The following is a 12,433-nucleotide window of genomic DNA, read 5'->3' as shown; positions in this document are numbered from 1 at the left end:
AGATCGGACAAGCTTTATCCAAGTTGGCAACGGCACGTAATGCACTCGTAGACCTTGCTCCGTTGCGCGCCAAAGCGTCGGAGGCAGCAAGCGTAACGGCGGCTTTCTACACACCGGCCAGCTGGCAAGCGATGCAAACTGTCTTGAATGACGCAAATACCGTATTAGCTAAACCGAACGCGACGCAAGCCGAAGTAGATGCAGCGAAATCCGCGCTAGCAGCGGCTATAGAAGCTTTAATTCCTGTAGCCAGACTGACTTCGCTGACACCGTCTGCCGGTATTATCGAGCCTGCGTTCGATATGAATATACTTGCTTATACGATGACCGTCCCTTACGGACAGTTTGAAATGGCATGGACGCCGGCAACGATTGCTCCAGGTTCGAAAATCGAAGTCAGTGTAAACGGCGGTCCTTTCACTACGATCACAAGCGGAGACAAAACTGCAAATTATCCGCTAAGCGTTGGCTTAAACAGCTTTATCGTAAAAGTAACCGCTCCTAAAGGAGAAGTACGTGAATATACCGTGAACGTAATAAGACTTCAGGCTAGCGGTAGTAGCAGCAGCGGTAGTAGCAGCAGTGGCGGCGCATCGGCTCCTGTTCAAGGGGGCACAGACCTCGGTACGAAAAACAGAAATGCGGCTCCATTCGCAACCAGTACGGAAACGGCTTCGGGAACCATAGTTCAAGTAGACCCGGCTCGTCTGAACGAACTGTTGAAGAATACGAACAACGAAACATTGTCCGTTATCGTTCCGAATGGAGGCAATGTTGCATTGAAAGGCTTGACGGCCGATCAAGTGAAAGCTGTTACCGACAACGGATCGATCTTGGAAGTAGGCAACTTGCTGGCGATTTATCCGGTTCCGGGCAAAGCTCTGGATCTGACTCAAATTGCGCGTCAATACAACAACCCGGCACTTTCCGAAATTGAAGTCAATGTAGGAATTAGCCGTGCACCTCAAGCGCTCGGCGACAGCGCACGGAAAGCGGCACAAGCACAAGGCTATGAATTGCTTGTTGACCCGGTTGAACTGGATCTGACATTCTCCCACAAAGGACAAACGGTTGATCCGGGCTTGTTGAACGGATATGCGCCTAGATACATCGCATTGCCGGAAGGAATTGATCCGAACCGGATTACAACTGGCGTCATAGTCAATCTAGACGGTACGATCTTCCACGTTCCGACTGTTGTAACGAAGATCAACGACCGTTACTTCGCGATGATCAACGATTTGCGCAGCAACGGTACGTACTCGGTCATTTGGAATCCGCAAGATTTCGATGATGTAAGAGGCCATTGGGGACAAGACGCTGTCAACGACATCGCAGCCAGACTGGATCTGCAAGGCACAGGAAACAATACGTTCTCGCCGAACCGCAACGTGAACCGTTCGGAGTTTGCCGCGATCGTCGCAGCAGGTATGGGCTTGATGCATCAAAATGTCGAAGCCGCTAACTTCGGCGACGTTTCCAGAACGGCTTGGTATCACGACGCCGTGAAGATCGCCAGCGAATTTGGCATCGTCGAAGGCTTTGAAAACGGCTTGTTCCGCGGTGAAGACCAAATTACGAGAGAGCAAGGCATCGCGATGATCTTTCGCGCCTTCAAATTGGCTCAAAACTTGCAGCCGATGACTTCAGCACAAATCGACGCCACGCTCGCCCCGTTCGGCGACACAGTTAACGTTTCGTTCTGGGCTAAAGAAGTGGTCGCTCAAATGATTGCGGCAGGTATCGTCGAAGGCGGCAGCGGCCAGCTGCTGAACCCGCAAGCGAACCTGACGCGCGCCGAAGCGGCTGCGCTGATGCAAAGATTGCTGAAGCATGCCGGCTTGATCGACTAAACAAACAATCGAGTGGATAGGGGCGTCAGCCCCTGACCTCTCACACCGCCATACATGTGGGTCCGCATACGGCGGTTCCTGGAGGTTAACGAAGTGCAAGATATCGAGAAATGAGATTCAACAGCCCTTGGTCGTTCCAGTAGGAGCGATTAAGGGCTGTTGTTTATGTTACGAGGGTCGGGAATGGGGAGATCATATGCTACTCATCTATCTGAAAAATAAGAAAATAGAATTACATACGTCTATGAGTCCGAGAACTACTGGGACCAAACGAAGCAACAATCACGCAGTCGTCGTATTTGCATCGGCAAGCTGGATTCACAAACGGGTGAATGGATTCCATCCAAGCGCTTCGCTACACATTGAGATCCAGAAAAATATAATGAGTATCCCCGACAGGACAAGAAAAGGTTTGCATCAGTCTCGCAGTATCCAGATCGGTATATACCTGGGACAGCATGCCTTGACGTTGGCTGTTCATCCGCATCATATTGGGAATAAAGTACGGGCGCCAAATCCAGTTAGATCCCTGGAATTGCGCATCCCTCTGCCACCCATCCTCCGCATGTCTTGTATAATTGGATGACACCTGTGATCCATCCTCACGGCATATATAAATGCGCATCACATTGTCATTCACATTCGTAAGCAAGCTCCCAATCATCGCATCCGCGTCGGCTGCCGATGAAATCATCATATCCGAATTTACCAGATCATTCAGACTTTCCTGTACGGCAAACAGCTCGCGATATCGCGTGATTTCGTTCTCCGTGTAGATTCGTATTTCTTCCTTCAACAGCGTCTCGTAAGCATCAGCAGGCTGAAAGTCGGCACGGGCTTCAGAAAACAAAAAGCCTTGCACGTATCTGGCGCCAGCCTTTAACGAATGGTATAAATCCTGCTTCGTTTCCACACCTTCAATAAGCAGCGAAGAACCCATTTGTGAAGACAAAATGGAGAATGAATTTAATAACGCTTTATATCCGTCATGAAGACCGCTTTTTTTTAACAGCTTCAAGTCGATCTTCAATATGTTCGGTTTAAAGGAAGCTATCCTGTCATAGTTGCTGTAACCGCTACCGATATCATCAATAGCAATCCGACAGCCCTGCTTACGGTACACATCAATAATTTCTGATAACTCATCGAGCTTTCCGTGAAATTCTTCCTCCGTTACCTCGATCACCACACGCGATGGGTCCAGGCCGTACTTTTCGACCAACTGCAGCGTGGGAAGTATACCGGACTTCTTATATATTTTATAAATCCAGGATGGCTTCAAATTGATAAATAACAAAGATTCCCCTTCCGATTGCGCTAATGTCGATATCGCTTTTTCCCGCAGCATCCGATCTACCCGTAAATGGGTTTCTTCATCGATATCCGGGTTTTGAAAAAAAGGGCCTAAGCTATGTACTTGGCCAGCTTGAACTCTACGCCCAAGCGCCTCGTAGCCTATAATTTTTCTGGTTTGCAGGGAAAGAATGGGCTGAAAAAAAGGTCTCAGTTCATGTTCTTCTAATAAAAAGGAATTGGTTTGCAGCAACGCCATTCACCTCCTGCTGCCTCATGCGTTAGTTAAATGATACCATTCCTGACATCATTATAAAGCTATTGTAAGGCAGATTGGATAAAGTGGCAATTCTTTATTGATATTGGGGATGCATAAGTCTATGGCTATCAATAAACCGCCCGGGACCAATTCGTCTGGGCGGCTTTCATCAAGTTTCTATGCGATTGGATTGCTGCACAACGGAGCCGTTGGACTGTGTGAGACCCTAGCCTTCCAGCAGACGCACATCGACCGTAACCTTCAGCTTTTGTTTAGCTGTGCCACGGTACACACCCTTCACAGGAACAATATCCTTGTAATCGCGGCCATGCCCAAGCTTTACATACCGCCAATCCACTTCCGCATTATTGGTCGGATCGAAGCCCAACCATCCTGTTCCCGGCACATGTACCTCGACCCATGCATGGGAAGCCTGCTCAAAATCAGCGCTGCCGCCCTGCAGGTCGCCGACAAAATGATAGCCGCTCACATAGCGGGCCGGTATCCCCATACTGCGGCATACCGCAATCATCAGATGTGTGTAATCCTGACATACCCCACGACGCAGCCGAAGCGTATCACTGATCTGTGTATTAACATTGGTGGCATCAGGATCATAAATAAAATCACTATTAATACCTGACATGAGAGACATCGCCCATGCGTAGAACCCTTCCTCATCAACGGGATATTGGGCCGCATAAGCAAGAAGATCCTCGTTAATTTCTGTATAGGAGGTCGGCTGCAAAAACTCAATATAGCGGTTTTGCAAATGATCACCTTGCAGAAGCTCCAACTGTCCCTTATATGGCAATCCGAACTTAGCGATCGAGCTTTGGTCCTGTGTCACCACAATCGCCTTCGTCTTGATCACCATTTCCTTATGGGGCTTGTTAATCGAGAACGAATGAACCCGATTACCAAAGTAATCCTCATACGTAAACAGGGAAGCGCTGGGCTCCGTGCTGACCTCATGATGATAACAGGATTGACGATAATTGGTCCGCGGCGTCAACCGCAGCTCATTGACACTGTCCATGACCGACTCCAGGTACGAATACCGGGTAACATGGTTGATTTCGATCTTCATGCGCCAACCTCCTCCAATTGAAAAAAGGCAGCCGCCATCGTCCCTCCCAGTCCCAGACAGGAGCTCGTTAAATGGTCCAAAATAGCGGATACCCGCTCAGGTACAAAATCCTCATCATCCAGACAAGCCAACTCTGCCTTCAGCTTGCCAACCTGACGGACCGCTTTCTCATGTGGAAGGTGCTGTCCGTGACCTTCCAGCTGGATGCCCTTCAAGTGCTTCTCCAGCTCTGTAAAAGAAAATTGAATCGATCGCGGAAAGCTGACGCTGTTAATCATAAATTCCATGATATGCCGCTCCGACATGCCATCTGCGTAGAATCGCCGAAAGGCTTGATAGCCGCTCACTGATTTCAGCACAGCGAGCATACTGGGGTATGGTGAAGTCGCCTCAACCGACAGGGTGCCTGTCACCGATTGCAGAATACGAACCGTATTCTCCGTTCGTTCCAGCAGTCGTCCGCTTTCGATGAAATGCCATTCATTTTGCCGCTGCATGACGGAATGCTCAACACCTTGGAACATAGCCATACGCTCTTTAATTTGTCTATAAAAAACATGGGGCGAATCTTTCATAATATCGTCCACCTGCTTCTCGCCGAGCCACAAGTAAAATGCATTAAGCACATCCCACATCTCACTTGGCAGCTTCTCCCGCAGGGTGCGCAAATTATTTCTCGAATGGGCAACACAAGAGAATAAAGAATTCGGATAACCTCGATCCAAGGTGATAAAAGAAAGCACATCTCTTTCGGTAAAGGCCTCAAATTGCTGCTCATACGCATAACGCGCACCGAGTGCATCAATGAGTCTTGCCCACTTATGCTCCTCATCCTGAAAGTCTGCAGTTTGTTGAATGTGATAATGCACGTCGATCAATCGAGCGTGATTCTCCGCCCTTTCTACATAACGGCCTACCCAAAATAAAGCTTCTGCATTACGATTGAGCATAGACATCACCTTTCATCCTTGTCTATTTTTTAAGAGAGGTTGTTCAAAAAGTCGACTTTTTGATCTTACACTAAGAGAGTACCCAGGTATCCTTGCAGCCTCCACCTTGCGACGAGTTCACAACCAATGAGCCTTCCTTTAATGCGACTCTCGTCAGTCCTCCAGGAATAATATGGGTGCTGTCGCTGCCCACCAACACGAATGCACGTAAATCGATATGGCGCGGTACCATCTTACCGTCGAGCATGACAGGTGCACGGGAGAGCTGCATCGTCGGCTGTGCAATATAACGACCGGGCTCACGTTTGATTTGTTCAGTAAATGCGGCAAGCTCCTGCTCGCTGGCAGAAGGCCCGATCAACATCCCATAACCGCCGGACAGCGACGTCTCCTTCACTACCATCTCATGCAGCCGATCAAGCACATAAGCCCTCTCGTCGGGACGATCCAGCAAATACGTAGGTACATTGGATAAAATCGGCTCTTCATTTAAATAGTAGCGAATCATGTCCGGCACATAAATATAGATCGCCTTGTCATCAGCTATGCCCGTTCCAGGCGCATTGGCGATGGCAATATTACCTGCACGGTAGGCATTCATAATACCAGCGACTCCAAGCACGGAATCAGCCTGAAAAGCTAGCGGATCGAGATAATCGTCGTCAATACGCCGGTACAGCACATCCACCTGTTGTAAACCCTTCATGCTGCGAATGTAAATTTTGTGATCTATCGAAACCAGATCACGTCCCTCTACAAGATGAATACCCATCTGCTGTGCAAGGAAGGTGTGTTCGTAATAAGCCGAATTAAATTCACCAGGCGTTAATAAGGCAATAACCGGGTCCGCCTTGTGGGACGGGGCCAAGCTGCGTAAGGAAGACAGAAAATGATTCAGGCTATGTTCCACATCCCGGATCGATGAAGAGAAAGCCAATTCAGGGAACAACTGGTTCATCACCGAACGGCTTTTGTATAAATAAGAGAAGCCCGAGGGCGAACGTAAATTATCCTCCAGCACGTAATAGCCGCCATCAGCATTACGAATCAGATCAATCCCGGATGTCGTGATATATACGCCTCCAGGTACATCCACATTCATCATTTCCGGCCGAAAATATCGATTCGTCACAATCATTTTCCGAGGAATGATGCCGTCTGCTATAATCTCCTGCTTATGATACATATCATAAAGGAACATGTTCAACGCCTTAACCCTTTGCAACAGTCCTTTCTCCAGAACAGCCCATTCATCGCTCGGGATAATCCGCGGTATCATATCAAATGGAATGGTCCGTTCAAGCGGAAGTGTTTGCTCTGGCTGATACAGCGTAAATGTGATTCCTTCCTCCAGCATGCGCCGATCCATCGCCTTCTGCCTGGCGGCGAGCTCATCCTCTTTCATACGTGAGAAGCAATTAAACGCTTGTGAGTAGTGGGAACGCACTGCAGATTCATGCTGAAACATCTCATCGTAAAAGGACTCCAGCGGATACGGAGTATGGTGAGACCGATTGGCTAGTGTCATGTGATGTCCCGATTTTGCAAGTCTTGAATGGCTGCAAAACCAGTTCCCCCTCTCAAATTCTTAATAAATGATAGTATAAGTAACATATAAAGATAGATAAATCACTAAATTCCGAATATTTAACAGGTTTATACAGATTATCATACGCCTAGAGCTAAATTATGTCAATATACATAACATTAAATTAACAAAATTTTCATCTCGATTTGTATTACTTTACATTTGCCTTCTCAGAAAAAAAGCATGCCTGCTTATCCCGATTGTCAGGAATAAGCGGCATGCCCGCGTATCTTATAAATGTAGCCATTATTACCCTATTTACGTCGAGTTTCTGTAAGACGAAATTGATTAACCAACTGCTGCAGGAAATCGGTAATGACCTCCACATAGTTAGAGGTATGGCGAACGTTGACAATATCCATCAACAGCTCCTGAACCTTACCTTCCACCTCGGTCGATATTTTGCGATTTTCCATGCTCACGTTGGCGATTTTCTCCATTAGACCTACCACTTCATCGACTACCTGTGTTTTTTGCTCATCCTCAGCATTGGCCCCACTCAATATTTGCGAAGCCGCCGCGACAAGCTGCGTACCTTCTTGCACTACCAGCGTACCTTCCTCCATCGAGGCAAAGGCTTCCTTCGCATTTTTGTATATGAGCTGAACTGTTTCATTAATCTCTTCTGTAGATTGGCGCGTTCGATCGGCCAGCTTGCGAATTTCCCCGGCCACAACCGCGAAACCCTTGCCATGCTCCCCTACTCGCGCTGCTTCTATAGAAGCATTCAGCGACAGCAGATTGGTTTGGCTGGAAATTTCCTCAATGACCTGCAGAACGCTGCGAATTTGCTGCGTCGTTTCCATAAATGTCACAATAGTCCGGTTCGTTTCCGCTACTTTATTGGAGATTTGCCCCATCTTTTCGCCAATTCGCTCTACTTCCGTGTGGGCAACAGTAATTTGCTCGGACGCTTTGAGCTCCAGTGCCCGTAAGGTTCCCTGCATATCCCCGACAACATCCTTGGCAATATCGATATCCTTCAGCTGGCGGCGAATACTTCGAATCATGTCATGAATAATCCCACTCATACGCTCGGTAGAGCCTTCCGTACTCACGGTCGATTGATGCAGTACCTGCTGGCTCGATAGCACTTCCGTAGCAGCGCGTTTCACCTGCAGCATGATCCCCTCCAATGAATCGATCATGTTATTGATCCACATCGCCAACTCCTTGGTCTCATCATGCGCAAATTGCCCATGGTCGAGCCGTTGCGTCAGATCACCTTTACCCTCGGCGTTAATGCGAATAAATTGGCTGATTTTTTGTAAATTATCCACGACTGGACTTGCCGCCTTCTTGTGCAGCGTAGCCATGACGATACAACCGTACAATAAGTTAAACACAGCCATAATTCCAGCAGCGGCCAGCGTCGGCAACTGTCCAAATAACAGGGTTATCAGCACTGTCGACAGAGCTGCATATCCAATAAGCAGCGGGACCTGCAGCCGGATCATTTTCCAGCGAACACTGCGAATTCGGTAAACTTCCTCCAAATCGCCTTCACACATCATCCCCCAAACATCCGGACAATGCGGGAGCTGAAAGGTCACTCCTTTTCCTATGACAGGGATATGCCGATAGTCAGAGTAACCAGGGAAAGCCACGAACAAATTGCTGCCATTCGCGATCGTGTTGGCTACTCCGGGATGCAGCTTGCCTGTAGCCGGGTCCGTGAACATAATTTCCAGTTCCGTATGTTCCTTAACCGACACGGTGCCCCAATTCGTCGTAACGCCATCCTTCAAGTTCTCTCCATGGGTAAACGTACGGTCCTCAAAACGACTTCGAGACAGCGCTGTACCCGGTGCAATCCGTTTGTTCAAACCTGGACGAGCCATAAATATGTAATTATCACCTGAATCCGGGTAGACATGTCCTGATTCCCGCTGTATCAGGTCACCGATTACATCGTTGGGAACTCTGCCACAAAGCGCACCCTTCCAAATCCCCCCCTTGATGATGGGAACGATGTACAAGAGTGTCATTTTGTCATGAAAAGCGGAGGTGCTTGGACCGATTTCCAAGGTCAATGGATCAGCAAACGGTCCATATAGACATTTGCTGCCTGTATGTGTATATTCAAGACCTGCCGAGATTACGCTTCCAGCACCATATCGGACACCTGTATGTGCCGAGTGTGATGAAAATACGACAGTTGCTTGCTCATCCAGCAAAAAAATTTCAGATAAATCCATCGCTCTGCTGCGAGCAGCCGCAAACAACTTGTCCATCGACAAAGCATATTGCTCCACAGACTTGGTCCGTTCCTCGTCTATAAGCTCCATTTGCTCCAGTAACCGTTCCAGATGCGACCAATATTCGACCGTCCAGCTGGTTAACAGCTCTTTACGCGTGTGAGCTATGCCTTCAAATATATCCTCCACATCCGCTTTTAACTCCCGATTCAATCGATAGGACCACCAGAGCGGCAAACCATTTTTAAACCCCAGCCAATCAAACATAAGCCTCTCCCCCATCCTTTGAAATCTACGCAACTTAAGTGTTAACAATTATAACACATAGGTTGAATAGATGTGAGACCTATTTCCTATTTTCAACCAATTTTATATGTATTTTCGTGTATTTTGTGAGGTATAATACCGTGAATGGGGTCAAAAGATACTCAAAACCCGTACAATATGAGGAAAAATGCAAAAAAAAGCACCCAACCTCTACAGGTCGGGCACACGGCACTATTATCATTGAAAACCTAACGTCGCAAGGAAGGCCTTGAAACCCTTCAATCCAGCTTCGTCACGCTTGTATACCCCTGCATCCCTCAGCACTGCTGCGAACTTGTCACCAACCGCCGCTTTCAGCACCTGCCTGGCTGCATCTGCCTGCATCGCCGTTCCATGAGCCTCCAGCAATTCACGAATCCAAGCACAGTGCTTATACAGCAAATGCTCTGGATATTCGGTTATCTGTTCATCAAAGGCAAGTTCACCGGTCAATACGTGTTCCAACAGTGCGAGCTCGTCCTGTAGCCGTCCCGGCAGTACAGCGAGTCCCATCACTTCGATTAACCCGATATTTTCTTTTTTGACATGATGAAGCTCCTTATGCGGATGGAAGATTCCGTCCGGATGCTTATCACTGGTTCTGTTATTGCGGAGCACCAGGTCAAGCTCATATTCGTTACGCTCATTATTTCGTGCGATGGGCGTCACCGTATTATGGGGAATCAGGTTATCTGCTTGTTCGGTTTCTGTAAAGGCAATAATGTCATGATTCGGATCGCTATAAGCCTTCCATTCGTTCAGAATCGTATCTGCCAGCTTAAGGAGCAGCAGCTTGTTATGACCCGATATGCGAATCACGGACATAGGCCATTTCACGATTCCGAGCCGCACGTTAGGGTATTCGGGATGGGTGAAGCTGTGCTCGACCGGCGCTTTTTCCATCGCAAACCGATGTCTGCCTCCCTGAAAATGATCATGGTTCAGAATAGAGCCTCCAACAATCGGTAAGTCCGCATTGGAACCAATAAAGTAATGAGGAAATTGATCAATAAAATCAAAAAGTCGGTAAAAGGTCGCCATCGACATTTTCATAGGCCGATGCTCTTGATCAAAAATAATGCTGTGCTCATTGTAATACACATATGGCGAGTACTGAAAGTACCAAGGGTCTCCGTCGAGCTTGAGCGGAATCACACGCAAATTTTGACGGGCCGGATGATTCAGCCTTCCAGGATAACCGACATTATCGATACAAAGCAGGCACTTCGGGTAATCACTTTGCGGTACATTTTTGAGCATCGCAATTTCCTTCGGGTCCTTCTCCGGTTTTGACAAATTAATCGTAATTTCCAGATCCCCATATTCGGTTGGCGATAGCCAATATTGATTACGGGCAATACGGTCCACACGAATATAGTTGGAATCGATACATTGTTTGTAAAAAGCGTCTGTTGCCTGCGTGGCGCTACTTAGTTTGGCTGTCTTCCAGAATGCACTTGCCACCTGCGATTGGCGTGGCATCAGAAAACCCATGATGCGGGCGTCCAGCAGATCGCGCAGCGTCGTGTTGTTATCCGCTATAATTCCGGAAGCTGCCGCATAATCCAGGAGCGGCTCCAGCAGCTCCACGACTTTGGTAGTCGTCGTCGGCTCCACTTCGCCGCTGTACGGCTCATCAAGACGCAGCAGCTCCAGCAGAGAATTACGCGCATCGTAGCAATCGAGCGGCTCCAATAGCTCCTGCCGGACACCAAATCCAAGCAACTGCTCCACTGCATAAGCCACCGCTTGAAGATCTTGTTTAGTTCCTTGCTTTACTTGAATCTGTTCTTCCACAGTCTGTTTCCTCCTGTTTCTCTATGCCGACTTTATTTCGCGTAGCCGCCAGGATGGTTTTGATGCCAAGACCATGCTGTTTCAATGATCTGCTTCAGTTGGTCGTGCTTCGGCTTCCAACCGAGCTCCGCTCGTGCGCGTTCCGACGAGGCTACAAGCGCAGCCGGATCACCAGAACGACGCGCTTCGACAACAGCCGGAATCGGGTGACCGGTCACTTCACGAGCAATATCGATTACTTCCTTAACCGAGAACCCTGTACCATTACCGAGATTATACACACTGCTCTCTCCGCCCTTGCGCAGCTTTTCTACAGCCAATATGTGGGCGTCAGCCAAGTCCGTTACATGAATATAGTCACGGATACACGTACCATCGGAGGTAGCGTAATCATCACCAAATATCGAAATGTGTGGACGTTGGCCTAGAGCTACCTGCAAAATAATTGGAATCAGATGCGTCTCTGGCGTATGGTCCTCACCAATTCGGCCGCTCGCATGAGCACCAGCCGCGTTAAAGTAGCGCAGTGATACAAATTTAATTTGATGAGCTGTGTCGAACCAACGCATCATTTTTTCCATAGCCAGCTTCGTCTCACCGTACGCATTCGTCGGAAGGGTACGGTCGCTTTCGAGGATAGGTACATTTTCCGGCTCCCCGTAGGTTGCCGCAGTCGAGGAAAAGACGATTTTTTTGACGCCGTACTCGTTCATTTTCTCAAGCAGACATAATGTACCAAATACATTATTTTGATAATATTTTGCCGGGTTCTGCATGCTTTCACCCACTAATGAATGAGCGGCGAAGTGGATGATTGCTTCGATCTGATTGTCCTGGAACACGGTATCCATAAACGCAGCGTCACGAATATCTCCTTCATACAGCTTGCCGCCCAGTACAGCCTCCCGGTGTCCCTGCTGCAAATTGTCGACCACGACTACCTCTTCGTTACGGGCAAGTAGCTCGGCTACGGCATGAGACCCGATGTATCCGGCTCCGCCTGTTACTAATATCGCCATTGTAGTTCCTCCTTAATATTAAGTGAAAAAATTATCCTCTAAGGGCTGATGAATGCAAGCCGCTGCGCGGACGAAGTATT

8 protein-coding genes and 1 pseudogene are annotated in these 12,433 nt (G+C 48.2%); 2 read left to right on the top strand and 7 right to left on the bottom strand.

Features of this window, described 5'->3' with window-relative positions:
* Together BK127_RS38550 and BK127_RS46130 are read left to right on the top strand one after the other, a co-directional pair.
* Window positions 1-1,853: S-layer homology domain-containing protein (locus BK127_RS38550; protein ID WP_144026687.1), on the top strand; the 1,853-nt coding region annotated here is incomplete at its 5' end.
* Window positions 1,854-2,049: 196 nt separating this feature from the next.
* Window positions 2,050-2,213, top strand: a pseudogene (locus tag BK127_RS46130) (IS1634 family transposase); the annotation flags it as partial.
* Here the strand turns inward: BK127_RS46130 and BK127_RS38545 are convergent.
* From BK127_RS38545 to galE, 7 genes are all read right to left on the bottom strand, one after another.
* On the bottom strand, window positions 2,209-3,405 hold the full coding sequence (locus BK127_RS38545; RefSeq protein WP_076237984.1) for an EAL domain-containing protein: 1,197 nt from the start codon (window positions 3,403-3,405) through the stop codon (window positions 2,209-2,211). The pseudogene BK127_RS46130 and the gene BK127_RS38545 overlap by 5 nt on opposite strands.
* A 226-nt stretch (window positions 3,406-3,631) precedes the next feature.
* Window positions 3,632-4,495: a transglutaminase family protein gene (locus tag BK127_RS38540; protein WP_076237983.1), complete on the bottom strand. Its 864-nt coding sequence runs from the start codon at window positions 4,493-4,495 to the stop codon at window positions 3,632-3,634.
* Window positions 4,492-5,451: an alpha-E domain-containing protein gene (locus tag BK127_RS38535; protein WP_256711633.1), complete on the bottom strand. Its 960-nt coding sequence runs from the start codon at window positions 5,449-5,451 to the stop codon at window positions 4,492-4,494. Before BK127_RS38535 ends, BK127_RS38540 begins: the two co-directional genes overlap by 4 nt.
* Window positions 5,452-5,515: 64 nt before the next feature.
* Entirely contained in the window at window positions 5,516-6,973 is a 1,458-nt protein-coding gene (locus tag BK127_RS38530; RefSeq protein WP_076237982.1) for a circularly permuted type 2 ATP-grasp protein, read from the bottom strand.
* Between the two features lie 314 nt (window positions 6,974-7,287).
* Complete coding sequence (locus BK127_RS38525; RefSeq protein WP_076237981.1) at window positions 7,288-9,498, bottom strand: methyl-accepting chemotaxis protein; 2,211 nt, start codon at window positions 9,496-9,498, stop codon at window positions 7,288-7,290.
* Between the two features lie 237 nt (window positions 9,499-9,735).
* Window positions 9,736-11,334: a UDP-glucose--hexose-1-phosphate uridylyltransferase gene (locus BK127_RS38520; protein ID WP_083689908.1), complete on the bottom strand. Its 1,599-nt coding sequence runs from the start codon at window positions 11,332-11,334 to the stop codon at window positions 9,736-9,738.
* Window positions 11,335-11,366: 32 nt separating this feature from the next.
* The gene (gene galE / locus BK127_RS38515) at window positions 11,367-12,353 is read right to left on the bottom strand and encodes a UDP-glucose 4-epimerase GalE (RefSeq protein ID WP_076237980.1); all 987 of its coding nucleotides are present in this window, start codon (window positions 12,351-12,353) and stop codon (window positions 11,367-11,369) included.
* Window positions 12,354-12,433: the final 80 nt, after the last annotated feature.

It is taken from the genome of Paenibacillus sp. FSL H7-0331 (genome assembly GCF_001956045.1).
This window is presented reverse-complemented; position numbering and strand designations above follow the sequence as displayed.

Excerpts from the sequence above, each read along its gene's own strand:
- BK127_RS38545 (WP_076237984.1), bottom strand. The coding sequence starts at position 3,405 with ATGGCGTTGCTGCAAACCAATTCCTTTTTATTAGAAGAACATGAACTG.
- BK127_RS38540 (WP_076237983.1), bottom strand. The coding sequence starts at position 4,495 with ATGAAGATCGAAATCAACCATGTTACCCGGTATTCGTACCTGGAGTCG.
- BK127_RS38535 (WP_256711633.1), bottom strand. The coding sequence starts at position 5,451 with ATGTCTATGCTCAATCGTAATGCAGAAGCTTTATTTTGGGTAGGCCGT.
- BK127_RS38530 (WP_076237982.1), bottom strand. The coding sequence starts at position 6,973 with ATGACACTAGCCAATCGGTCTCACCATACTCCGTATCCGCTGGAGTCC.
- BK127_RS38525 (WP_076237981.1), bottom strand. The coding sequence starts at position 9,498 with ATGTTTGATTGGCTGGGGTTTAAAAATGGTTTGCCGCTCTGGTGGTCC.
- galE (WP_076237980.1), bottom strand. The coding sequence starts at position 12,353 with ATGGCGATATTAGTAACAGGCGGAGCCGGATACATCGGGTCTCATGCC.